Here is a 26305-nt window from a genome sequence, read left to right on the forward strand (position 1 = left end):
TTTTGAATGGAAGGTGGAGTGTGGGAGCGGTTCTCTTCCTTCTATCGGAACTATTTAACGCTCAGCCTGACAAGGCTGAGCGTTAAATTAGATTATTGGTCCACGATTTGCGAGATTTCTTCCTGCTATTCCCAAAATTAATTTGATTCGCAAATTGGAAGCATAAGAACCGTCCCCACGCTTCTATTCCATATTTACCAATATTGCTCCGTCTTTGTTTTCTTCTACGGTGTATGTCCATGTGTAGTCATTTGTTTCTTCTTCTCCACTTTCATACGTTAGTTTGATTGTTTCATTTGTTGTGACCAGCCAATTGCCGTCCACCTCATCAATCGAAGCGACTGTGGCAGCCATAACTTCCTGTGTCATTCCTTTTTCGTATAGACGGGTAACTAAGTCTGTCTGCATGGCATTTAGGGAACTACCATCCTTAATATAGGGACGAACTTGTTCATAATCCCCTGAATTAATTGCTTCCACTAGCTGATATACATAATTTATCGTTACTTCCTCTACAACAATATTCATTTCACTGGAAGCTTCCGCACTTGCAACTTCGCCTTCAGAGGCTTGAGCGACCTTTGATGCTTTATAAAATTCCTTCGATCCATCTAACGTTCTAGTAGCCGTAAAATCATCACTATACCAGCCACTGACTGAATAACTGGAATTAACAAGCCACTTGCCTTCATCCGTATCATAAACCAATTCAACATCGACATGATCTATCCGATCTCCCAAATCCGCTTCCTCACTTTCACCATGCTCAGCGGATGTGAAATAGAACTTGGCAGGTACATACGTATAATAATCACTGTGAAACGTCAGATCATTAAAATCTATTTCCAGAGAATCCAACTGTCCGGAAAAATAGTTATTACTATTCATATAATATTCAAAGTTATTGGCAAAGCTCTCTCTCATTTCAGCGGTGATTGTAGTAAACAGGTTGGCGCTATAACTGGCATTCGCCTGTACATATTCCTCGCCATACAAGAGAATAGCATCAGACAGCTCATCCATCAGTGCTTCACTCACTGTATTTACCGAAATATCGTAATACGTTCCTTCTAATTCTATCGGTTCAGATTTTACTTCGCCCCATTCTGTTTCAACAACTGGAGTAACTGTGATCGAGCCATCCAAATCCAATGGACCAAGTTCTTCAATTCTAAAATCCTCATCGAATTTGACTTGTTGATCATTTATTTCTATATAGGCATTCGTGATGGGCACACCGTTCATATTATACAAATCAAGTGTTACATAATCAGCATCCATATCAACATAGTGTAGCGTCCAATCTCCATAACCATCTGCAAGTATGATAGATTCATCCGATTCGACTTCCGTATATTCCCCACTGAAAGTACTGTTTAGATTATATATACCAGGTGACATTGGCCCATAAACGATACGGCGCCCACCTTTTTCAAAAATAGTAAATTCATTCTCATTAAATGTATTCACTACATCTTCAAAAGGCAGGTGTACTTCAACAAATTGGGGGATTAATGCCATGCTATAGTTCGGGAAAATCCCAAGCCATTTCCCATTTTCCATGATGTAAAAAAGATCATTATCTCTCGTAAAAGATTCAAGATTACGAGTATTTAAGTTTATGTAATTTGCTTTTGCCAGAGACACGAACGCTTCAGCTTCTGCCTTTGAAATCTCAGAACCATTTAAAACGGTGTTCTTTTGTACCGTTTTATAATCTTCTTCATGGATAGCTGTAACAAATCGTTGCACCATTTTTTCTGGAGAAGCGTAGGATTTTCCCCACATGTAAAAACCACTGATCATGATCACCAGTGCAGCCACTGCACCAATTGCGATTTTTTGCTTTTTTGAAAAATCCCTTGACTGTCCTACCTTGGTTACCGTATTCACTGAAACCTTTTTCTGAGCATGTGTTGATTCTAATGTGTGTCCGCAATGCTTACAGAAGTTTAAGGAATCCTCAATGGAACCCCCGCACTCTTTACAAAACTTATCCATACGCTATTAACCTCTTTTTATGTAGTTTATTTAAGCAGTTCTTCAAACTCTTCCTTGTCGAAATCCTCAGCATAAACAATAAAATAATTTCCACTAACTTCTTTCAGAACCCAAACATAAAAGTAATTCACATCCATCTGTACAGCCACCAATTCCCAGTTACTACCAAATTCATCATCAAAATCTTCAATGGCTTCCAAGTTCAGATGCTTTCTTTCAATCTCTTTGATATTCATATTCTCAATACCATTTGCGTCCATTACATCTGATGTTAAATTATTCATAATCTCACTTAAGTAATAATCATCGTATCCATCGACTTGTGAAAAAATCTTACTTAAATGGTCTGCCTCCCGATTAAGCGCTGCTTTATACATTCCTTCAACCGTTGCGGCAGACCCTTTGCTCATACAACCAACTAAAAGTAACGTAATAAGTAATAATAAAAATAGTGCTGAAATCCTTTTTTTCATGATGTCCTCCTTCCCATTTTTGCTGGAATTTAATTGCGTATGCTATGTAATAGTTTTCATCATTATCACAAGAAGTATTATAGTTCATTTAAATTTGTTTGTTAAGTCTATTTTCCTATTAATTTGTTAAATTTAATTATATTTTCCTACCTATTTTCATTAAATATCTTTAAAATTTGGGAACATTTGCTATAATGTATTCCTGTAGTCAATTCGTCATGGTTTAATAGGATTACATAGAAAGAAACTTTTCCTCATATGAGTACATATTCAAACTATGAGTAGGAGAGGTTTAATAAACTTTAAAGGAGAATTCAATCATGCTAGTCTGTCCAAAGTGCAACAATCATCAAGAGTCAGGAAAATTTTGTGGTGTGTGTGGAGAAGCTGTGCAACCTGTTGCACGTGAAGCAATTGTCAACGGAACCATTCAGGAGCCCGTAGGAAGCAGCGGTTCAGCTCAGGCAGCAACAATGGAAGTACAGCCCACTGTAGCTGCAATCAAAAGCGGTGTCAGTCAATATTGGTCCTATTTCTTAAGTCTGGTTAAAAATCCAACACGTGCATTTCAGTCCAATGAAGATCATTTTGCGAATGGTTTGATTACCCTGGCATTATACGCAGTCATCTATTCATTAAGTATTTACTTTTTAGCGAATTCTATCATGCGCTCTTTTGGTGGCTTTTTTTCAGAGTCGATTCCATTTTTCGCTCTTAATTCAAGAATTGTTCTAGCCGTGATTTTAAGTTTTGCCATTACTTTCGGAAGTGCTTATGCAATGATGAAAATCGGCAAAAACCAAGAGTCATTTAAAACAATTATTGCCCAGTACGGTTCTATCATCGTACCATTTACCGCATTGAACGTCATTGCAATGCTGGGCGGCATTATTTCATCCATTCAATTAACATTTATCCCGCTAATCGCATCTGTTATTTTTGCATTTTTATTTATACCGGTAATATTTGTATACGAAAAACTTAAGAATCATCAACAAAAAGTATACCTAAGCCTGGCGACAATAGTCTTCATTTTCATTATTTCCTATGTATTGGGCGATGTACTACTCTCTAACCTATTAAATGATATTGAAAATATCTTGTATTACGTATTATAAATGAAGAAGCATGGGGACGGTTCTCTTGCTTCCTTTTTGGAAGCAAAAGAACCGTCCCCGCGCTTTTTTATCTGGGTATGATCGGTAAGATGATGTGTGATGGGTGGTCGTGATCATGGTATATTTTTTGATTGGATTTGACCATTTCCGTTGTATCCATTAGTGTGTTTCCTGTTCCCGGATTTACATCAAAACGTGGGAAACTGCTTGATGAGATTTCGATTCGAATCGCATGCCCGGGTAAAAACACATTGCTTGTTGCCCACATATCTACGTCCAGTGCCACAACTTCATTGGCATCGGTAGCATCATTTTTACCAGGATTATCATAGCGATTGTTTGTCCTTATGACTCCATCTGTCAGATTATAGGCAGTTCCATCAGGGAGAACGTCAATCAACTTCACGACAAAATCCGTATCCTTCGCATCGTATGCAGCCCACAGCTTCATCTTTATCCAGCCAGTTACTTCCACTGCCTCATCTAATACTTCTGATGTATATGTCAGAACATCATTTCTTTTTTCTATTTCGCGCTGATCATATGGACCTGCACCTCTGCCATTGTAAAATAATACACCGCCACCATGTGTTGGGACAGGATTTCCTGGATCGTGCACATATGAATCGGCTGCCTCATCCCCGGGCACAGCTTCAGATAACATTCCATCTTCACGTAAGTAATAAGGAGTATAGACGGTCCGTTCCAATGGCCATGTTTTCTCCGAACGCCACTTATTTTCTCCCATTATAAATATTTTCACTGGAGATTCTTCTTCAGGTAGTTGCTCATGCTTCGTCTTCAGCCAATAATCAAACCACTTGATATGCAGGCCTGTTATATCTTCTTTTCCATCTATAGAATTACCAGAACTATTTTTGCCAAAACTACGCTCGCCCAACTCAGAGTCGAACATGCCATGTCCCCACGGACCAATGATTAGTTTCTGATTGTTGACAGACCCTTTCATCGCCTCAAAGTTTTGGATAGTTTGATTTAAAAAGTTATCATACCATCCGGCAAGATGATATGCAGGTACACCCAATTCACTTGGGGCAACTTTAGAATTAAACTGTTTACGTGCTTGTTCCGTAAATTCCTGATTCACGTATTTTTTGAAAAAATCAACAAGTTCAGGATGCTTCTTGATTGGCGGCCAGTCCTTTACTGGCTTGAACGAATGCCATTCATCAATGTGATCCAGATCATTGGTTATCTCTTTGATTGTTTCAGCATATTGTTCTGTTGACTGTTTACGCTTCAAATAGTCGGCAGCAACAGAATCCAACACCCATGTTTCTGTAGAGGCAAGCATGTTCACACCATTCTGTGTAAAAGCATCACTAAAAATGTGACCTGTCATAGCCGGAAAAATGGCTTTTAATGATGGTGGTTGCTCCATTAATGCATATAATTGTGTAAAGGCATAGTACGATAAACCGAACATGCCGACATTTCCATTGGCATACGGAAGTGACGCCGCCCATTCCACTGTGTCATACCCATCTTTTAATTCCTGTACGAATGGCTCAAACTCTCCCTCGGAAGCAAATCTTCCACGTACATCCTGAATGATAACGACATATCCATTCATCGCAAATCGAATTGGATCAATATAGCGATGAGAAAAATTCGGCAGATTTTTATCATAAGGAAGCCGGGTAAGCAAGACTGGGTATTCCCCTTCACCACTCGGTCGATAAATAGTTGCATATAAATTTGTTCCATCGCGTAAGGTACACGCTACTTCACGGTCTACGATAATCTGAACGTTATTTTTCGATTCCTTCATTGTTCTACCCCTCACTAGTTATATGATTAAGCTATTTTTTAAAAGTATGTTGTTTATGACAAATGCCAGGATTAAAGATAAACTTACGTAAAAATCCCTAAGATAAAGAAATGGACATGCTGAAGCTCTTGAAGCTACAACATGCCCCCTCCTTTTTAAACATTAGTTTCCAAGCATTTGCTCCACTAAGTCCTGATTGTTATCGACCCATTCCTGCGCTACTTCAACAGGCTCGCGACCTTCGTCTTCTATTTGTTGTATCATATATTCTACATCATCAATTGAAATCGTCCAGTTAGTTAGGAACTCATAAGCATCTGGCGCATTCTCTTTCAGCTCATTATTGGTGATTACTTCAACAGACGCACTATTAAAATGTCCACGATCTTCTTCAAGGAATTTCAGATCAAATTTATTGAACATGGTATGTGGACGCCAGCCATAGAAAATTACCGGCTCTTCCTGCTGCATCATACGCATTGCCTGTGCAATCATGCCACCTTCCGAAGAATTCACTTGATTAATGTCCAAGCCATAATCTGCAATCATTTCATTGATTATTCCTGTTGCACTTGCACCCTCTTCAATGGAATACATTTCGTTTTTAAACAGCTCTTCATTTCCTAAGATATCTTCTATCGAGTTAAACTCCTCCATATAAGTTGGGACAACCCATCCGGCATTCGCACCATCATAACTCACAGCAACACTTTCAATATTTTCACTGTATTGGTTCAAATATACTTCATGAGCTGGAAGCCATGCATCCATAAATACATCAATATCACCACGGGAAAGCCCGATAAAGACATTTCCTGCATCTGCACTCGTTTGTTCTACTTCATATCCCATATCCTGTAAGATAATGCTCGCTACCTCTGTTGGCGGAACAGTACTTGTCCATGGAGTAACACCAAATGTAATCACCGGTTTGTCTTCTGATCCATCACTTTCTGCGTCTGATGTGTCATTACTTGAAGAACATGCTGCAAGTACTAAGACAGTCACCAAGACTGTTAGGATTAATAATTTTTTTCGCATTGTAAAACTCCTCACGTTATACTTTTTTTGTAATTCCTTGTGTGATCCGATCCAACAATATTGCTAATACAACAATTGCCAATCCACCTGTTAACCCAAGTCCTACATTAACCTGTGAAATACCAGTCAGTACGGTAGATCCAAGACCAGGAGCACCAATCATGGATGCAACAACAGCCATCGATAGTGCAAGCATGATTGTCTGGTTGACACCAGCCATAATCGTTGGCATTGCCAGTGGCAGTTGAACCTTCAGCAATAATTGTTTCGGGGTTGAACCATATGCCCTCGAAGCTTCAACCACTTCTTCAGGTACCTGTTTGATTCCTAGACTCGTCATACGCACTGCGGGTGGTGCAGCAAAAACAAATGTCGCAATTACTGCCGGCACCCCTCCCAAGCCAAACAATAAGATAGAAGGAATCAAATAAACAAATATCGGTAATGTCTGCATAAAGTCCAAAATAGGACGTACGATTTTATCAACGATCGAATTCGTGGCACTTAAAATTCCAACCGGCACTCCAAACAGCACGGATATCACTGTGGAAACAATAACGATTGCAAGCGTCTGCATGGATTCGGTCCATAAATCGACTGATCCGATAAATAGAAAGCCAATAATAGCAAATAAGGCCACACCTTTTCCGGCTATCCACCAGGCAAGCAGAACAAAGATAATCGCAATAACTTCAGCTGGCGTAGCAATTAGAACATTTGTAACTGAATCAATAAAAGATCGTAGTATTACACTGATTTCATCGAAGAAACCACTGAAGTTTGGCAGTAGCCAACCATTGACAAAATCATTGGTAACCTTCTCAAGTGGGAAGTTGAAATAATTCATTCTGCTTCCACCTCTCTTTCCTTACCAAGCACAAGGCCTGAAAGAATCGATACACGGGAGACAATCCCACATAATTTCCCTTCATCTACTACTGCAATCGGATATTTAGCCTCAGCAGCTATACCGACAAGATCATTCAGTAATGTATCCGGGCTTGTCACCGACACATTATCAACAAGAACCTCTTCCATTGGGATTCCTTCGTTATATGCTCGGATGGCATCATCAATGGTAAGCAGGCCTTTGAAATTCTTTTCTTTATCGACAACAAAGATGCTTGAAGCTCCGACTTCTTCCATTTTCCTTACCGCTACACGTAATCCATCCTTGTAAGTAACGAGAACTTCCGCCTTTTTCATTACGACACTTGCATCAAGAACTTTCGAGCGATCGACATCTTTAACAAAGCTGGATACATAGTCATTGGCAGGATTCTCAAGGATTTCTTCTGGTGTCCCAATTTGAACGATTACGCCGTCTTTCATAATTGCAATACGATCACCGAGCTTTAATGCTTCATCAAGATCATGTGTAATAAATAATACCGTTTTTTCCAGCTTACTTTGAAGTCGGATTAACTCATCCTGCATTTCTTTGCGGATAATCGGATCGAGTGCACTGAACGCTTCATCCATTAAAAGAATGTCACTATCATTTGTCAGTGCCCTCGCCAGTCCGACACGCTGCTGCATACCACCACTTAACTGACTCGGATAGCTATTTTCATACCCTTTCAATCCAACATCAGCAATGGTCTTTTCAGCACGTTCCTCCCGCTCTTTTTTATTAATTCCCTGCAGTTCAAGTCCATACGCGACATTATTGATTACCGTGCGATGGGGTAGTAGACCAAACTTTTGAAACACCATGGCAAGCTTTTTGCGACGGGTTTCAATTAGTTTATTTTTGTCCATTTTTGTAATGTCTTCCCCGTCGATATAAACTTCCCCATCGGTGGAATCGATTAGTCTGTTGACCAACCGAATTAAAGTTGACTTACCACTGCCGGAAAGCCCCATAATCACAAAAATTTCACCGGGCTTAACCGAAAAACTAGCTCGGCTTACCCCTACAGTCATCCCTGTCTTTTTTAGTATTTCTTCTTTCGATTCACCATTCATCATCCGTTTAAGACCTTGTTGAGGATGGGAACCAAAAATTTTCGTCAGATTTTTAACTTCAATCTTATTCATGTTTCTTTTCTCCTCTTTTCTGCTGTCTACAAACGAACTTATCTTTTAATTCCTATTGTTCGTCCCGCTTGTTTCGGTCTATCAAGTTGTTCATGGATCTTATAGACTTCCATGATTTTTTCATTGACTACTTCAGGAAATGGAGCTGGGCGATTCGTTGCCGTATCCATTCCCATTAGCATCTGCTCACTCGTAGCAATCCGTTGTCCATCCTGGTTATTCATCATAAAAATGGCATGGACTCTTTTTGCATCAACATCGAGAAGCTGGAGCGAAACGGTTATTTTTTCATTTTCATGTGCTTCCATCAAGTAGCAAAGATGAGTTTCCAATGTGAAAATCGTATAGGCATATCGTTCCCTCGCCTCAGCATTCAATCCGATTTCTTCCATCCATTTATCCAGTGCAAGACTGAAAACTTTTGCATATTCAGCATCATTCATATGTCCGTTATAATCCACCCATTCTTTTTTCACAAAACAAGTAAAACCTGATGACATATGGTCCATTATTAGCCCCCTATCTCTGATTTCTTACCAAACTCAGGCCAATATTCTGCAACTAATTCCAACTGTTTTACTAAAAACTCATTTCGTTTTTCTTCAAGTTGGGAAACCGTCATCGTACCTGCACTATTTTCACAGCCAGAAATAACTTTTTCTTTCAGGTCCTCCGTCAATTCCGGTGCTTCCAGTTTTGTCCAAGGAAGCTTCAAAGCCGGGCCAAATTGTTCCAGCATATGGCGCATTCCCGCATCTCCTCCAGCGAGATGGAATGTCATGAACGGACCCATCTGTGCCCAACGAAGACCAGCACCGTAAATGATTGATTTATCGACCTCTTCGGTTGTTGCAATACCATCGTTGACTAAGTGAAGTGCCTCCCGCCAAAGTGCTTCCATCAAACGATCCGCAATATGCCCTTCGATTTCTTTGTTTACAATTAACGGCTTCATTGAAATATCGGTAAACAAGGCTTCTGCTCTTTGAATGATTTCTTCACTTGTTTTTTCTCCACCAACAATTTCAACCAATGGAAGGATATAAACCGGATTGAAAGGGTGGGCAACAATCAAGCGTTCCGGATGTTGCAACCCTTCCTGCAGTGTACTCGGCATAATTCCTGAAGTACTAGAGCCGATCATGACTCCTGGACGAGTGCTTGCATCGATTGACTGAAGTACACTTTTTTTCAAATCTTCGCGTTCCGGTACATTTTCCTGAACATAATCAGCATCAGCAACAGCCTCTTCCAATGTTGTAGCAAAAGTTAAGTTATCTAGGGTAGCATGTTCACTTACCCCAAGCTCCTGCAAAGAAGGCCAAACCCGATTGATCATTGCTCGTGTGCGTTCCTCTGCACCTTCTGCCAAATCGAATGCAGTAACGTTGTATCCTTTTGCTATAAAACGTGCTATCCAACCGTTGCCGATAACACCTGTACCAATAACAGCTATATTCTTTATTTCATTATTCATTAGAAACCTCCTATTTTACCTTACGTAATCCATACTGTTCACGAGCTTCTTCCGGGGTCATTATGTCAATGCCATTTTGTCCCAGCATGTTCACAGTTTTATCTACAAGTGCTTCATTACTTGCAAGTACACCTTTTTCCAAATAAAGATTATCTTCAAGTCCAACACGAACGTTCCCACCAAGAAGTGCTGTTTGCAAAGCAATTGGCAGCTGCATGCGGCCAATTCCGAATGCTGACCATGTTGCATTTTCAGGAAGACGGTTTTTCATATATAGCATTGTTTCTATATCGGCTTCAGCTCCCCAGGGAATTCCAAGGCAAAATTGAAACATTGGGTCTCCATCGATCAACCCTTGATTAACCAGATGTTTCGCATAGCTTAAATGACCTGTATCAAAGCATTCCATTTCTGGTTTTACGCCACTTTCCTGGATGAGTTTTGCCTGTTGCTCCAACCAATCCGTCGGGCTCATATAAATCATGTTGCCGAAATTGATGCTTCCGCAATCCAATGTACACATTTCAGGGAGCAGCTCTCCAACCGGACGATGGCGTTCTTCCGGAGTCTGAATCCATGTACCCGTACCACCCTTTGCAGGGGTATCCAGGCTAGGAATGAAATCACCGCCACCACCGGCAGTAATGTTAATGACAACATCTGTTTCTGAGTCTCGAATCCGGTCTACAATTTCACGATAATGCTCGATATCGTGACTAATTCCGCCAGTCTTCGGATCGCGTGCATGAATATGTGCAACGGTCGCTCCTGCTCTTGCCGAAGCAATGGCTGAATCAGCAATTTCCTTTGGTGTTACCGGAACATAGCTGCTTTTATCTGAAGTGTCACCAGCTCCAGTAACTGCGGCTGTGAGTAAAACTTTTTTCATCGTAAAACCTCCAAGTGCTGTTTTGTATATTTTTTTACTTTACCATCCAGACGGTTTATTAATACATTTGAAACTATAACATTATACTTGTAGCGTTTCAAGGCGATATGGTGGTTTTTTGGGGAATCCTATGCCTTTGAGGCCAGATGAGACAAGGGATGATAAAAATTCAAAAAAAATTGATTTTACTGTGAAAAGGGCTTGAATTTATAAGGTGATTAGAAGACGAAGCATTTGTTTAAGCCTTTGGCGAACGTCTTCGATACGCTTGCATTTTTTACCTTTGGAATGTCCATTGCTGATGAAAGGGAGTTTCTAGGAGCTGGGGTTGGATGTGACTGTTTAAGTATCACATCAATTCTATAAAAACCCTGTTGTCACGAAGCCTTTTCGTGACAGGCTTGGTTGCATTTATGCAGGTAGGAAAGTTTTATACTTTCTTTCCTACCTCGCAAAAAAATCCCCCGAAGTGAGCATTTAAAATGTGTTCACACACGGAAGATTTCAAATTTAGCTACTGCTTTTCTATTGATTTGCCCACTTAATCAATGCTTGAAAAACTTCTTCTTTTTTATCTTCTTCCATTCGGTTAATATCAAATAGCTCTGACAGCCAGATTCCATCTGCTGCGAGTTGTATGATTGTTGCCTTCATCGGGTCAATTCCATCGTGTTCAACTTGATCTCTCCAGCCTTCATAAACCTCCCGAATCGGATCAAGCAACTTAGGGTCAACTGCTTTCGCAGCAAGCAGAATCGCATTTTTATTTTTATTCTCATTTGTTTGATTGAAGGTAACATTGACATAGGCACGAATCCATTTCCCTTTTTCTTCCGGGTCCTTTTCCATATCTGCTGTAACTTTTTCCTGATAATTTTCAGCCAAGTACCCAACCATTCCTTTGACCAGTGCTTCTTTGGACGGGTAATGATAGAGAAGTCCTCCCTTACTAAACCCAGCCTCAGCTGCAACAGCATCCAAAGTCAGATTGAATATACCGCGTTCTTTTACTATTTTTGATGCTGCATTCAAAATATCGAGTTTACGAGAATTTCTTCCCATGATTATTTCACCTACTTCTGAGGAATATAATTTTACTATACTATCTGGACGGTTTTTTTTCAACATCAGTCCGTTCTACTCCCCTGTTTTGTCGGTATTAAGAGTGCAGCTAGCTCTTATCTTCATTGCTTTTAGCCACGAATGATTCTTTTCCGACTTTTCTTGAAAAAAACTAGTTATCTTTCGTTTTCCTTTCTAAGTCCTACGAATCTCAAATTATACCCCGAACATATCAAATATCCCGGAACTTTTCGTAAGCAATCTTAACTTAAGCTATTAGAATCACTACCATAGTTGGATTTTTACTTCATATAAAAATTTTCAATCAAAAACAACATAGATAACGATATAATAATCATTGATAACTATGATTCTTATAGACACACTTCTTAGGAATTACTTTCTACGTACGCTGCCACCTAAATCTACTCCAAAACACGATGTTACAAAAAATGAAGGGAGAGAAAAAATGAATAATGTAAGGAGGGTTTTTATGCTTTGTCTTGTCGCGTTGATTACTAGTGGAATTCACTCACAACCCCATGTTTCTGCGACGACCGATGCTGTACCTATACCAATTTCAATAGATTCTTCTTCCTCCTCATCGTCCACCATGGGAAAGGCGGGAAATGGTAATGAAGAAACACCTGGAACATGGTATGTTGGCGCAACACCAGGTAATCTTTTACCAGATGCTCCTGTCTTATTGTTCGTACCAGGATTAAATAATGTCGCTCAGTTATTTTGGGAAAATAATGATATGTATCAAACGGCTTATCATGCAGGCTATCAAACTGCCTTTGTTCAGTTGTATGATGCTGGTGGTGAGTCAGCTAATATGTGGAATAACGGGAGGTTGCTGGCTGAAAAAATTACTGAAATTTCCCAGTATTTCGGTGGAAAGGATATAACTATTGTCGACTACAGCAAGGGTGGGGTTGATTCGCAGGCAGCACTTACCTATTATGGAGCTTCCAACTATGTGGATAATGTCATCACCTTATCCAGCCCGCATCATGGATCCCAGCTGGCTGACCTCGCATACAGCTCTGGCGCAGGATGGCTTGCTAATTTGATCGGCATGCAAGGTGAGGGAACATATTCCATGCAAATGGCCTATATGGAAAACTTCCGCTCGCAAACGGATGAGAATCCAAATGCATATCTGAATGACTACTTTACGCTCGGTGGAACAGATTGGGGAAGTATCTTTTCTCCCAACTGGTTTGGTGGTGTATATCTATCAAGCTATGGAGCAAACGATGGTGTCGTAACAGCTGCAAGCAGCAATCTACCCGGAGGACATGAGCTCGCGATTAGAGAATGGAACCATACGACAATTCGGACTGGAGCGACTTTTTCATTTTTTGAGGACTATTTAGCAGGAGATAATCTAGTTGCTGCTGGAGATTTTTCGGTGCAACATGTTGGTAGCGCTGCAGCTTCATCCGAATCCAATCAATGGGTTCATGGAGGACCATTAGCAAAAAAAGACTTGCTTACAGTACATGTGGAGGAGGACGTTGAAAAACTCACTCTCAATCTATTGACGGCCGAAAAACTGTCAACAATAAAAGTGACCAATCCATCCGGAAAGAACCTAAAAACAAATGTACAGCAAGTAAATATGGAAGAAGGTATTTTTAAAGGTGCTGTCAGTTATACCGTTACAATTGATAAGCCGGAAGCTGGAGAATGGAAATTGGCAATGCAATCCAAAACCACTGATAATGCCTACTTGTTTGTTGCTGATTTTAAAACAGTTCCCTACCTCGAGAAAAATAACGTGCAAAACTTCATCATGCAGGAAGATATTTACGAACTCGAGATCGATGCAGGGAAATTTGATGTAGATACGCTGTCAGCGACCTATCACCTTAGCGAATCCAGCAATCCGAGAAATGCAAAACAATGGACCGTAAAAGGGAAATCAAATCTTTCACAAAAACTGGAATTTGATAAAGCAAATGTCGTTTATAATATTACCGTTGATATTGAAGGGATTACAAAAGAAGGAAATATATTTAATCGTACCATTGTCGATTCCGTGTATTCAAAATAGGATAAATTGAAAAGCCCTATGCTCTGCTATCTTTGACCAAGAGCACTAGATCAGGAAGAGGCTGTTTAGGTGTAAGTATTAATGCTGCCAAAATTTATACTTTCATTTTCTATTTATAAAAGGTTCCTTTTCCGATTAGAGAAGGGAACCTTTTTATATCACACTTCATGTGGGTCAATATGCTAACCTGCACCATTCGACAAAATTCGAGGGGTGACAGCACCGCTTATTTCTGGATGAATACTTGATGTGGGTATGGGATTTCAATGTTTTGTTGGTCGAACACTTCTTTGATCCTTTTTTTCATGTCCCGTTCACATTCCCATTGAAGGCCGTTTTCAGTTTGGCCGACAATACGCAGGACAACATCTGAGGATCCAAGACTTTGAACACCGATTGCATTTGGGCCATCTTTAAAGCGCTCATCTAGCTGAAATTCTGAACAAATGCTTTCGAGCACTTTGATTGCCTGGTCGATATCCTCATCATAGCTGATGCCAATATCAACGAGTGCGCGCATATTTCCCCTGGAGTGATTCGCCACACCCTCGATATAACGGTTTGGCACATAATTAAGCGTACCATTAAAACTCCGGATTTTCGTTGTCCGCAGACCGATTTCCTCGACGACTCCATCATATCCTGCAGTTGTAACATAATCATCCACTTCGATTTGGCGTTCCAATAAAACGAAAAACCCTGTCACAATATCACTGACAAGTCCCTGTGCACCAAATGCAATTGCAAGTCCTACCACACCAGCACCAGCGATGATTGGGCCGATTTCTATGCCTAATGTCGTCAACAGCATGACAATCAAAATAAAAATCATGACATATGAAAATAAATTTACTAATAGTTTTTCCAGAGTTTTCATCCGACCAGGCGACGTTTTCTGCCTTATAGATGCCTTGTTTAACGCTCTTTCGATAAGCTTTTTTCCGATAGGTACGATAATCGCATAAAGGATGAGCAGCAACATAACTTGACCGACAACTGGCAGAACGACTCCAAGTAAATCCCCTATCTCAAATGTATATCCAAAAATCTCCATAATTCCTCTCCTTCCAACAATCCATGTACATATCGTATCGAAAATTGGAGAGGACATCAATTTTCGTCCTGTAGATGATTATAATTTTAACTAGAAGGAAATCTTTTATCGGCTACTGATTAGATTCATCTGCGGGGAAAACCACTCCGCCATCTATCCTTGCTGCCACCAAAACTTCCATAACAGATTGGGTATAATCTAACAATGCATAGCAGCGTTCATAATCTTTTTCCTGATAAATCTTTTGAAATTCAGCAACTTCATAATAAAGTCGATTCGTTTTCGTCTGTGCGTTCAGCCGTATTTCCCGGTCACCAATCGAAATGATAATTTCCTGGCACCCATTGGCACCGTTAAGGACATTCAAATAACCTTTTTCTCCCTGAATCATTGCAAAGTTCATACTTTGCGAATCTTTGGCACCAACACACTCCGCAATAAAATTAGGATATTTCATGACAGCTATACCAGAAGTATCAATACCATTTGGATGCTTATTCGCTGTATAGCTAATCTGTTCTGGCCTGCCAAAAAGATTCAACACAAAATGCAGGTTGTAAATATTAATATCCGCAAGTGCTCCACCCGAAAATTCAGGATTAAAGACATTCGGCGTTTCCCCATTCATCAATTTCTCGTACCTGCTTGAAAATTGACTGTAATTGCATTGAACCATTTTGATTGGACCAAGACTCTCAAGATGCTTGCTAATTAACTTATAATTTGGCATATGTATGGTTGAAATGGCTTCAAAAATCATTAACTGCTTTTCCTTAGCAAGCTCTGCCAATTGCTCAGCTTCCCGTACTGTTGATGTAAATGGTTTTTCGCAAATAACGTTTTTGCCATTTTTAAGGGCAAGGTGTGCATGTTCAAAATGCAGGCTGTTCGGTGATGCAATATACACAAAATCAATCGCCGTATTTTCCATCATCTCATTCATGTCCGTGTATATAGCAGCGATGTCGAATTTATCCGCCAGCCGTTCAGCCGATTCCTCTTTCCGGGAGTACACTGCCACACATTGTGTTCCATCAACCTCTTCCACCGCGGAAAGAAACAACTCCACAATACTCCCCGTTCCAATTGTCGCTATGTTCATCAATATTCACACTCCTAACGGAAGCGCGGGGACGGTTCTTCTGCTTCCAAAAGGAAGCATGAGAACCGTCCCCATGCTTCTCAAATTTTATACGTATTCATCACTGCTCTGTACAGAATATCCACACCATTCATTAATGCCTTCTCATTGAATGTCATGTGCGGATGATGCAGTCCAGGTTGAAGGTCACAGCCCAATCCTAACATAGTAGCTTTCAGGGAAGGTTTTTCAATCGTGTAAAAATGGAAATCATCCCCACCTGGGGTAACTAGTGGCGGGGTCAGGTTTTCCTCACCGATTGTTTCTTTGATGGATTGACTCATAATTGAAATTGCTTCATCGTTTGTTTCAGCAGCGGCAATTCCACCAACAGATGTGATATCAATATCGACATCGTATAAATTTCGAATAGATTCAAATATACTGTTCACTTTCTTTTCCAATAAGTCTATTAATTTGTTATTTTGCGCCCGGAGATCCAGTGAAAAAGATGCGTTTCCCGGTATGATATTTGTATTTTTTCCACCAGCCTGGAACTTCGTCATTTTTACCGAATGGGGAACCCGCGGATCCAAATGAATTTGACTGATCATATTGACAATCTGAGCTCCAATCTCAATCGCATTATGATTAAGATGCGGTCTCGCTCCATGAGCATCCTCCCCCTTAATGTCTGCACTGTACATTTTTGAAGCGCCATGGACGATGACTGGTGCCGCCTGTCCCATCTTTGTTTCCTGGGAAGGTCTCAGGTGAACACCAAACAAATAATCGACATTGTCTATCACTTGCTTCTCCACCATTTTGAGTGCGCCCGTACCATTTTCTTCAGCAGGCTGAAAAATAAATTTAACTGCCACTTGATCAGCTATTTCCGGTGTTTGCTCAAGTTTCCACAAAACACCTAAAACCATAGCCATATGTGCATCATGACCACAGGAATGATTTGCCTGAAATTTACCATTGACTTCCTGCCATAAGGCATCCATATCCGCTCGTATTGCTACTATCGGAAGACCTTTATCAAAGCTTCCAAATTCTCCAATAACCCCTGTACAATCTTCAAAAACCGTTACATTGCAGCCACTTTTTTCTAGTAGATTTTTGATATATTTAGTAGTTTCAACCTCTTCCCAGCTGATTTCTGCATGATTATGTAAATAATGAAACGTATCATTTACTTTTTGTTCAATGGTGTTCCCCATCATTCTTCGCCATCCTTTATAAAGTATTTGTAGGCGGGTTGTATTTTTCCGCGTTCCTCTGTGAGGTTAATTATTTCGAATAAGACCGAGTTGATTAAAGACATCGTTACAGGTCCTTTATTGAACAAGGTTTTGGATTCATGAACAGATAACGGAATAACAATGTCGGCATATTCCGTTACGGGAGATACCCAGGAATCTGTAATAGTAATTACTTTAATTCCTTGCTTTTTTGCCTCTTCAGCCAGCCGGATTGTATCTAAGGCATAACGGAAGAAGGAGAATATAACAATGCATGATTTTTCAGGAAGTAAATCCAGTAGACCTGCATCGCTCTCCGGACGATATAATGTTGCATTCCCTAGTATGAAATTTAAATTATACGAAAACCAATGTGCAAAAGCAAACGAATGATAATAACCGGCAACAACTACCTTCCTGCTCGATATAATATGCTCGATCGCATCGTCTATAGCTTGTACATCGAGATTTTTCATATTCAGATTGATATTTCTCAAATCATCATTCATACTGTTTTCGTATTTATTGGCCATATCCTTATTTGATTTTACATCACTGTATACAGACTCGTTAAAATCAAGCAGATGCTGACGTACTTCTTTCTGCAATTCACTAAAACCCTTGTAACCTATCGTATTACAGAAACGTATGACCATCGTTTCACTTACCCCTATGATTTCCCCTACTTTTTTTGCTGGATAAATTGCAAAAACAATAGGATCGGAAAGAATATAAGTTGCTACTTTTCTCATTCCTTTTGTGAGATCTGGCATCATTTCCTTTGTCTTCCCTACATAGTTTCCGCCCATAATTTCACCCTTTTTGAAGTTTCTCCATTATTTGTTCTTGATTTGAAGTATAAACTTCATTATAATTTAGTGCAAGTTGGAAAAATTGAAAATAATTATACCGTTTTGAGTACAAGCAATGAGTAAGATAAGAGTTTTAATGAATTGGGGACCAATGTAAAATAAGAAGGAGAATCTTTTAATGAAATTAATCGAAATTAATGTTTATAAAGTCAATATGAAAATGAAGAATCCATTCACGACAAGCTTCGGAACCGAACATGATCGACTGTTTTTGTTAGTGGAAATCAAGGATGAAGCAGGAATTTCCGGTTGGGGCGAATGCGTCACCTCTGAGCAGCCTTTATATATAGAGGAATTTACAGAGTCCAGCTGGATAATGCTGAATAAATTCCTTATTCCACTAATAATCAACAAGGAATTTAATCATCCTGATGAATTGCAGGAAATTTTCAGTGTGTATAAACGAAATAACCTGGCAAAATCGGCCCTTGATGCTGCACTATGGGATCTATATGCCAAGTCAAAAGGCATTACGTTGGCTGAGGCGTTAGGTGGTACGAAAACTTCCATTGAGGTAGGCATCAGTTTGGGAATTGAAGAAAATATCGATAACCTGCTTGAGAATATTAGGCAAAAAACCGAAGAAGGTTACAAACGTATTAAAGTTAAGATCAAACCAGGTAAAGATGTGGAAGTAGTTAAAATCATTCGTAGCCATTTCCCGGATATTCCGTTAATGGTGGATGCAAATTCTGCATATACACTAAATGATATCGATACGTTAAAGAAATTGGACCAATTCAATCTAATGATGATCGAGCAGCCATTGACTGCGGGAGATCTCATTGACCATGCAAAATTGCAAAAGGAACTGAAAACTCCGATTTGTCTCGACGAAAGCATTCATTCCTATGATGATGCCCGAAAAGCAATCGAGATCGGCAGCGGTCGGATAATCAATTTGAAAATAGCAAGGGTCGGTGGATTATCACAAGCGAAAAGAATCCATGATTTATGTGAACAGGCCGGGATTCCGATGTGGTGTGGAGGCATGCTTGAGTCAGGGATCGGACGAGCGCATAATATTGCCATCACTTCCTTGGCGAACTTTACCCTGCCAGGTGATACAGCTTCATCTTCAAGATATTGGCACAAGGATATCATTGAACCCGAAGTAGTTGCAGTGAACGGTAGTTTAGAACTCCCAACAAAACCCGGCATTGGCTATGACGTAAACCGTGAAGAAGTTAGGAAGCATACTATTGAAGTAAGGACTTTTAATTAAAAAAGAAGCGCGGGGACGGTTCTTCTGCTTCCAAAAGGGAAGCAAGAGAACCGTCCCCACGCTTACACTTCTTTTTGTACCTTCACTGGTACTTTTTTTGGAACAAGCTCACCATTTACCACTTTAACTCTAGGTTTCTTTCTTTCAATTAATAAACCATTCTCTTTTCTTTCTTCTAATTGTTTTATGGCAATTTCAATATCGTCAAACTGAATTCCTTCCAAGGATTTCAATGTGTAATTCCACCATTTTAGTTCAAGTAATTTTTCTCTTATCTCTTTACTGAAACGATATTTAATCTGCTTAGCTGGTACTCCACCTACAATCGCATAAGGTTCTACATCCTTATTCACAACAGCACCTGCAGCAATTACAGCGCCATCACCTATTGTGACGCCTTTAAGAACAGTGACATTCCCGCCTATCCAGACATCATTGCCGATAATGGGATTAGGTTTGCTGGCTATTTTCGGCACGGTAGTTTTAAAGTTTTTCGCCTCTTCCCAGGAACCGAAACCAAATGTCTCGCTATACTGGAAATCATGTGTACTTAAATAGTGAAGTGGGTGTTCACCCATTCCGATTGTAAATCCGGGGGCAAGATTACAAAATCTGCCGATAGATTTCACATTACGGATTACTCCTCCCCTTAGATTTGTGTAAGACCCTATAACTCCTGCAGAATGAATGAACGTATTTCTTAACCTGACCGGGGGTTCAAATAAGACTTTGGATTTGCCCATCAAATTATCGACATCATCTATATATACACCCTTTGCAGATAAATGATCCTTTGATACTTTTGGCATAACTGACACTCCTATAATTATTTTTTCAGGTTACATTAGAAAGTATAGTATTTAGGTATCAAGCCATTATTACATTGTTATTGAAAATTATTTACCCAACTTTCACACCGATAAAATAAGTTCGAACGTTAGCTGGGTTAAACTCAGGAGAGTCACAAATATTGCCTTGCTCACTTACCAAGCAAGGGTGGTTTCGTGATTTTTGCTACTTTATAAGCCTCACAGTTTATGTAAAATGCGAAGTAACTTAATTAATTACAATTGGATTTGAATAAGCTGTGACGCGCGATAGGTATCTTCGGCGACCGCTCGGGGAAATACACTGCGCGCATCCTAAGGCGGCTGGTGAGCCAACTTGCGCTAAAGCGCTGCGTTGTCTCACCTATGCCTTTCTTCCCGTAGGAGTCTCCGTGTATTTCCCCGAGCTTATTTGAAGATTAGTCTCAATTACTGCCTGTGCAATAGCTAAAATAGCAACACAGTTTTACCAGTCCGGGTGAGCGGCGGGCGGTGACTCCTGCAGGAAAAGCACGTGTCCGAAGATCCGGCAGAGTGGTTTTCTCGAGGAGGCTGAGGCCGTTCCCTAAGGATGCGCATCCGCCCAGAGCGATCCCGGACGGCGGCAAGAGCACTCATCTCCAAGAATAAACTTAGGTTACGTCGCATTTTATATCAAATACAATGTAAGCCTAAGCCGAACAATTAATCCAAAGTCAACTTAAGCAGTGTCTCACATCCTCCTTACTTCTACCAAGGCTTGTTTGTCAATTTCACTCTCGGAAAGTTGAATTATTTATTTATCCTTTCAATTGTCTCTTCCAAAGTTAATTTTTCTTTCGTATACGGATCTCTGTATTTTGGATATAAAATATAGGCACCTGCAAATAATTCTTCAACACTTAACTTCCGTTTCCGCCTATCAATTGGCTGTCGATCATCTGTCAGTCCCCATCCGGAATAAAACGGGGCTCCTAATGTCGTAACAGGAATATCCCTAAGCAGAGCCTCAAAACCAGAAAGCGACGTAATGGTATAAAGATGGTCTATAGTTTGAAAGGAATCAACCAGACTTAACGGTACTTCTATTACATTAGCAAGATGCTTTATATCATTTGGGTCAGATTGTTTTTTTCTTCTGCCTGTCAGAACATCTGGATGTGGTTTATAAATGATTTCTGCATCGGGATTCTCTTTGCTTGCTATTAGAACCAAATCATTATTTGTCCACGGATGCATACTCCCCTTGAGAATGGACGCATCATCCTCAACCTGACCAACAACGAGAATTCTTTTCTTTGTCTTTGGTCCATATATCTCATCTATATTTTTCTTTTCAAGATGATTGTATTTACTTATACCAAGTTCTGTTAAAAGTTTTATGCCCTGTTCTGCCTGAGATAATAATGGCTTATCCTCTTTAAAATTGTAAGTGTTTAAAATATCTTCTAAATCACTGGGCTGGGATGAGTCAAAGTACATCCCCTTTTTGTCAATGCATAAGGAATATGGAGGCGTATGCATTGCCCCCAGTCCTTTCGATCGAACAAAGCCATCTTCCATTCTATAAACAGGGATATGATGTTTTTGGGCATACTTACATAATTCAGGATCGATATTAAAGCTCCATACAATAAAAACTTTGTTCTGATATTTTTCCAACTCAAATCGGAGAAACGTAAGCTTATAATCAAAAGGAACAAAACGTAAATCATACCTTTCGAAAAAAGCTGACATATAAGGCTGTTTCCATTTCGATACGTGAAATAGAAAAGCTACAGGTTTATTACTCTTTTGAAGCGGTCTTATTTTCCAATAGACGATCGTCACGTAAGCTAAAAGCTTCTTTATCATTTTTTTAATTCTTTTTTTATAAGAGTCCATTATCTTCATCCATTTTATCCCGTTATTATCTTGCAAATAACAGTTCATCTATTGTAAATATACGTTCAAATATCGTTTTTTCTTTTGGATCATCATAAGCAAAACCTAAAATGTTTTCACGATTAATTGGTCCCTGGATTTTATAGATCCAGTATAGGACTAACAACTCAGTACTTGGTTTCGTATGAAGTTCTTTCACTAATTCCACATAGATATGGTGAGGAATTGTTTGTACGGGTTTATCGGCATCAATAAAATCAACTACGAGATCAACCCCATTTGCATTTGTATGTTCCGGATTCGCCCCACTAATTAAGACTAGATCCAGGTTATTCACATTTCTGCGGTAATTCCTATCATATGTTGGTTCTTTGATCCAGACATCTGTTTTTGTACCATAGTCATAGGATAGAGGGAAATCTGTCGAGTAATCATTTATTCGGATTACTAATTTCCTGTTATTAATCCATTCCCCTTTACCTTTATCTTCACTGGATAGCCTGTTGGAAACAATGCAGATATCGCCATCAGCATTTTTGACCATTTCTTCAAAAGTTCCTTCAAAATATCGTAATTTCTTATAATAATAGTTTTCTATATCTGAATGGTTTATGAGATCAGGTCGTCTATGATTTACCATAGAAACAAGTGCCAGATTTCGATAGTCTTTCATGATATTGCTATCCAATTCCAATGCTTTTTCCACAAGATTCAGTGCTTTATTATAGAGACCCGCATCATTATCAATCGCTGCAATAAGGAGTAATTCCTCTGCAGATAGATTGTCCATTTTAGCTTCCAATCTTCTCAGCATATCAAAACACTCATTTGTTAACCCTTCGTTTTCCCAAATATACTTCACTAACAAAACGAGAGACTTATGATCGTTCGTCATGTCAATCGCAGTGTAGAGATAATCCTTGGTATGTCTGGAGAAATCACCATTTTTAATTTTCAAATCAGCAATCTTATAGCAGGCATTAGCCTTAATAACATTATCATTACTCAATTGGAGGGCCTCTTTGTAATGATCCACACTCTTTTTATAGTCATTTTTTAATTCAAATAACTGAGCCAATTTGAGGTTATTATCTTCAACCTTTACGTCTAATTCAATTGATTTATTGATTAATGATTCTAGTTCAGCAATCATTGACTCATTTCTACTTTCCAATACTTCATTCAACATATGGTCTATTTTCGTTGAAAGGAGCTCGTCTATTGTGCGATCACAATCAATTAATTTATTCGTTTCAAGACTTATGTATCGTGGATACAATAAATACGCTCCGGCAAATAATTCCTCGATGGAAAGTGTTCTGGTACGACGATTATTCTTTTGTCTGTCATCCGTTAACCCCCACCCTGAATAAAAAGGGGAACCGAAACATGTTACACGAATTCCTCTGATTAAAGCTTCAAATCCTGATAAAGAAGTAATGGTGTATACATGGTCAATTGTTTTAAAAGAATCTACCAAGCTTAAAGGTTCTGTAACGACTTTAGCAATATGTGCTACTGCCATTGGATCTGAAACCATATTTCGGTGGCCAGTCAATACATCAGGATGTGGTTTGTAAATAATTTCCGCATCCGGGTTTTCATGGTAAGCTGCCCAAACCAGATCATTGTTTGTTATTTCTCGGTCACAACCGTATTTAATAGAAGCATCTTCTTCTACCTGCCCAATTACCAAAACACGCTTTCTCGTTTTCTTCCCGTAAATTTTTTCAACATTCGTTGGACCTACATGATTATATTTACTGATACCGGTATATATTAGCTTCTCCATATTTCGTTTTGCTGTTGCCAACAATTCTGGTTTGCTTTTAAAGTCATATGTTTGCAGAATATGCTCAACTTCAGATGGTCCACGGGAATCAAAATAAAGTGTTTTTTCATCCGCTATAATTGACATTGGTAAGCTGTGACCGGCGCCTAACCCCAGAGAACGAACGAAACCATCTTCTGTTCGTATCAATTTAATTCCTTTTTCTTTTGCATATTCTCTAATTTCATCCGCTTCTTTAAACCCCCAAACAATAAATACGAAATTGGAATCCTCGATAAGGTATGGCAAAAGTTTTTCTAAGTTAGAATTCCCAAAAAGAAAAGCCGTTTTATATTCTGGGAAGAAACGACTCATATGTTCACGTTTCCAAGGATTAAAACCAATCATATATGCCACCGGCTTACCATCAGCTAAATTGTTCCAGTTATCTCCAATTTCTACAAATGGCTTTTCTGTTTTATTTTTTCTTTTTATTAATGCCTTTTTGTATTCCTCTTCTTTTAAAAGTCTGTCAAATTTGATTTGCTCCAGCAACTCATCCATTGCTTGCTCACAATCTATTAATTCTCTCGTTTGAAGGCTAATATATTTTGGATACAATAGATATGCACCAGCAAATAATTCCTCCATTGTCAGTTTTCTGGTTCGTCGATCATTCCGCTGCCTATCATCGGTCAACCCCCATCCAGCATAAAATGGCATTCCGAAGCAAGTTACACGTATTCCTCTTATTAATGCCTCGAATCCCGCCAAGGAGGTAATTGTATAGACGTGATCGATTGTCTGAAGTGCGTCTACCAAGCTTAAGGGCTCTGTTACAACTTTCGCAATATGCGATACTGCCTTTGGGTCTGATACCATTTTTCGATGACCAGTTAATACATCGGGATGTGGCTTATAGATAATTTCTGCTTTCGGGTTTTCTCGGTATGCGGCCCAAACTAAGTCATTATTGGTTATTTTTCGATCACAACCATATTTAATGGAGGCATCTTCTTCTACCTGCCCTATTACCAATATACGTTTTTGCGTTTTTTTACCATAGATTTTTTCTACATTAGATGTACCGAGGTGATTGTATTTACTAATACCAGCCTTTATTAATTTTTCCATACTCCCTTTGGCTTTTTCCAGTAAATCTGGCTGGTGTTTAAAGTTATATGTTTGTAGAATCTCCTCGAGTTCCGATGGTTCCTGCGAATTGAAATAAAGACCTTTGTCGTCTGCTACAATGGACATTGGCAGACTATGTCCTGCCCCCAGTCCAACGGAGCGAACAAATCCATCTTCCGTTCGAATCAATTTAATTCCTTTCTCTTTCGCATATTCTCTAATTTCATCGGGTTCCTTATATCCCCAGACAATAAACACCATTTTATTATCATTGGGAAAATATGACCGGAGACGATTTAAATCAGCACTTCCAAACACAAAGGCTGTTCGATATTCCGGAAAGATATGACTAATATGTTCACGTTTCCAAGGGTTAAAACCATACATAAATGCTATTGGCTTACTTGCGTCATTCCAATTACTTCCTATTTCTTCATAAGGTTTTTTTTGAGAAGATTTATTTTTAGGTTCATATAGGTTAAGTTGTAATAGAATTCTCTTGGCTATTTTTTTCACTTTTTTGTTCAATTTCTTTGTCCTTCCTTTCCACTATTTCATTTTCATAGAGGTCCAATGCTGAATCTACATCACCAAAATAAACGACTTCTCCTTTATCAAGAACAATAGCTTTTTCACAAACGGCCTTCACTTGATGGGCACTATGGGAAACAAATACAATTGTTTTCCCCTTAAGGAAACTTCTTATTGCACGTAATGCCTTTTTTCTGAAACGTTTATCCCCAACTGCTAAAACTTCATCTAGCAATACGATGTCTGAGTTAACATGCAATGCTATAGAGAACCCCAATCTTACTTTCATACCGGAGGAATATGTCTTGATTGGTTTATCGATATGATCCTCCAGCTCAGAGAACTCTATAATCTCGTCAAGAATTTCATCGATTTCTTTTTCCTTTAACCCAAGTACGACCCCATTCATATAGATGTTTTCCCGGCCTGATAATTCTTTTTGGAATCCTGCCCCCAGCTCTATTAATCCCCCAATCTTACCATTAACAATAACCTCTCCTTCTGTAGGAGAAGTTACACCTAGGATTATTTTCAATAAAGTACTTTTTCCAGAGCCATTATCACCGAGTATTGCAACAGATTCGCCCTTATTAATTGTCAACGATATATCTTTCAAAGACCATTTACCATTCAATTTGGTTTTTCCAAAAATAAGTTTATCCCTTGTGCTTAGTAATCGGTTTGTCTTATATATTTTTCCGACTTTAGTTAATTTTATTGCATAATCTTCCATTACTGATCACCC

At 39.3% G+C, this 26305-nt stretch carries 21 protein-coding genes; 3 read left to right on the forward strand and 18 right to left on the reverse strand.

Going from position 1 to position 26305, the window contains the following annotated elements; translation table 11 throughout:
- Positions 1 to 183: 183 nt before the first annotated feature.
- Entirely contained in the window at positions 184 to 2001 is a 1818-nt protein-coding gene (locus tag MN204_RS07295) for a zinc ribbon domain-containing protein YvbJ (RefSeq protein ID WP_249870443.1), read from the reverse strand.
- 26 nt (positions 2002 to 2027) lie between these two features.
- Entirely contained in the window at positions 2028 to 2474 is a 447-nt protein-coding gene (locus tag MN204_RS07300) for a hypothetical protein (RefSeq protein WP_249870444.1), read from the reverse strand.
- Positions 2475 to 2794: 320 nt separating this feature from the next.
- Between MN204_RS07300 and MN204_RS07305 the strand changes: the two genes are divergently transcribed.
- Complete coding sequence (locus MN204_RS07305; RefSeq protein ID WP_249870445.1) at positions 2795 to 3592, forward strand: DUF6574 domain-containing protein; 798 nt, start codon at positions 2795 to 2797, stop codon at positions 3590 to 3592.
- A gap of 67 nt (positions 3593 to 3659) precedes the next feature.
- Here MN204_RS07305 and MN204_RS07310 read toward each other — a convergent pair whose 3' ends face one another.
- From MN204_RS07310 to MN204_RS07345, 8 genes are all read right to left on the reverse strand, one after another.
- The gene (locus MN204_RS07310) at positions 3660 to 5384 is read right to left on the reverse strand and encodes a CocE/NonD family hydrolase (protein ID WP_249870446.1); all 1725 of its coding nucleotides are present in this window, start codon (positions 5382 to 5384) and stop codon (positions 3660 to 3662) included.
- Positions 5385 to 5546: 162 nt separating this feature from the next.
- Positions 5547 to 6425: a glycine betaine ABC transporter substrate-binding protein gene (locus MN204_RS07315; protein WP_249870447.1), complete on the reverse strand. Its 879-nt coding sequence runs from the start codon at positions 6423 to 6425 to the stop codon at positions 5547 to 5549.
- Positions 6426 to 6441: 16 nt separating this feature from the next.
- Complete coding sequence (locus MN204_RS07320; protein WP_249870448.1) at positions 6442 to 7272, reverse strand: ABC transporter permease; 831 nt, start codon at positions 7270 to 7272, stop codon at positions 6442 to 6444.
- Complete coding sequence (locus tag MN204_RS07325; RefSeq protein WP_249870449.1) at positions 7269 to 8465, reverse strand: quaternary amine ABC transporter ATP-binding protein; 1197 nt, start codon at positions 8463 to 8465, stop codon at positions 7269 to 7271. Before MN204_RS07325 ends, MN204_RS07320 begins: the two co-directional genes overlap by 4 nt.
- 38 nt (positions 8466 to 8503) lie before the next feature.
- On the reverse strand, positions 8504 to 8974 hold the full coding sequence (locus MN204_RS07330; protein WP_249870450.1) for a thioesterase family protein: 471 nt from the start codon (positions 8972 to 8974) through the stop codon (positions 8504 to 8506).
- Positions 8975 to 8976: 2 nt separating this feature from the next.
- Positions 8977 to 9942, reverse strand: coding sequence for a 3-hydroxyacyl-CoA dehydrogenase NAD-binding domain-containing protein (locus MN204_RS07335; RefSeq protein ID WP_249870451.1), 966 nt, complete (start codon positions 9940 to 9942; stop codon positions 8977 to 8979).
- A 10-nt stretch (positions 9943 to 9952) separates the two neighbouring features.
- A complete protein-coding gene (locus MN204_RS07340; RefSeq protein WP_249870452.1) occupies positions 9953 to 10831 on the reverse strand; it encodes a beta-keto acid cleavage family enzyme in 879 nt (292 codons plus the stop codon).
- Between the two features lie 525 nt (positions 10832 to 11356).
- The gene (locus MN204_RS07345) at positions 11357 to 11959 is read right to left on the reverse strand and encodes a TetR/AcrR family transcriptional regulator (protein ID WP_249870453.1); all 603 of its coding nucleotides are present in this window, start codon (positions 11957 to 11959) and stop codon (positions 11357 to 11359) included.
- Between the two features lie 427 nt (positions 11960 to 12386).
- On the opposite strand from MN204_RS07345, the gene MN204_RS07350 reads away from it, so the two are divergent.
- Positions 12387 to 13955, forward strand: a complete 1569-nt coding sequence (locus MN204_RS07350) for an esterase/lipase family protein (RefSeq protein WP_249870454.1) — start codon at positions 12387 to 12389, stop codon at positions 13953 to 13955.
- Between the two features lie 226 nt (positions 13956 to 14181).
- On the opposite strand, the gene MN204_RS07355 is transcribed toward MN204_RS07350, so the two are convergent.
- From MN204_RS07355 to MN204_RS07370, 4 genes are all read right to left on the reverse strand, one after another.
- The gene (locus MN204_RS07355; protein WP_249870455.1) at positions 14182 to 15009 is read right to left on the reverse strand and encodes a mechanosensitive ion channel family protein; all 828 of its coding nucleotides are present in this window, start codon (positions 15007 to 15009) and stop codon (positions 14182 to 14184) included.
- A 112-nt stretch (positions 15010 to 15121) separates the two neighbouring features.
- Positions 15122 to 16111, reverse strand: coding sequence for a Gfo/Idh/MocA family protein (locus MN204_RS07360; RefSeq protein WP_249870575.1), 990 nt, complete (start codon positions 16109 to 16111; stop codon positions 15122 to 15124).
- A gap of 80 nt (positions 16112 to 16191) precedes the next feature.
- Positions 16192 to 17316: a M20 peptidase aminoacylase family protein gene (locus MN204_RS07365; protein WP_249870576.1), complete on the reverse strand. Its 1125-nt coding sequence runs from the start codon at positions 17314 to 17316 to the stop codon at positions 16192 to 16194.
- Positions 17316 to 18146 (reverse strand): MurR/RpiR family transcriptional regulator, encoded by an 831-nt coding sequence (locus MN204_RS07370; protein ID WP_249870456.1) that lies wholly within the window; start codon positions 18144 to 18146, stop codon positions 17316 to 17318. The genes MN204_RS07365 and MN204_RS07370 overlap by 1 nt, the downstream gene beginning before the upstream one ends.
- 181 nt (positions 18147 to 18327) lie before the next feature.
- Here MN204_RS07370 and menC point away from each other — a divergent pair, with 181 nt between their 5' ends.
- Positions 18328 to 19434: an o-succinylbenzoate synthase gene (gene menC / locus MN204_RS07375; protein WP_249870457.1), complete on the forward strand. Its 1107-nt coding sequence runs from the start codon at positions 18328 to 18330 to the stop codon at positions 19432 to 19434.
- 62 nt (positions 19435 to 19496) lie between these two features.
- Here menC and MN204_RS21245 read toward each other — a convergent pair whose 3' ends face one another.
- From MN204_RS21245 to MN204_RS07395, 4 genes are all read right to left on the reverse strand, one after another.
- Positions 19497 to 20243 carry a CatB-related O-acetyltransferase gene (locus MN204_RS21245; protein WP_306798616.1) on the reverse strand — a complete coding sequence of 249 codons (747 nt, stop codon included), beginning with the start codon at positions 20241 to 20243 and terminating at the stop codon, positions 19497 to 19499.
- Positions 20244 to 21032: 789 nt separating this feature from the next.
- Entirely contained in the window at positions 21033 to 22124 is a 1092-nt protein-coding gene (locus tag MN204_RS07385; RefSeq protein ID WP_249870458.1) for a capsular polysaccharide export protein, LipB/KpsS family, read from the reverse strand.
- Between the two features lie 25 nt (positions 22125 to 22149).
- Positions 22150 to 25557 (reverse strand): capsular polysaccharide export protein, LipB/KpsS family, encoded by a 3408-nt coding sequence (locus MN204_RS07390; protein ID WP_249870459.1) that lies wholly within the window; start codon positions 25555 to 25557, stop codon positions 22150 to 22152.
- Complete coding sequence (locus tag MN204_RS07395) at positions 25508 to 26293, reverse strand: ABC transporter ATP-binding protein (RefSeq protein ID WP_249870460.1); 786 nt, start codon at positions 26291 to 26293, stop codon at positions 25508 to 25510. Before MN204_RS07395 ends, MN204_RS07390 begins: the two co-directional genes overlap by 50 nt.
- Between the last annotated feature and the right edge of the window lie 12 nt (positions 26294 to 26305).

Origin of the sequence: Oceanobacillus saliphilus, from assembly GCF_023522835.1 — a bacterium.
Lineage (GTDB): Bacteria > Bacillota > Bacilli > Bacillales > Amphibacillaceae > Oceanobacillus > Oceanobacillus saliphilus.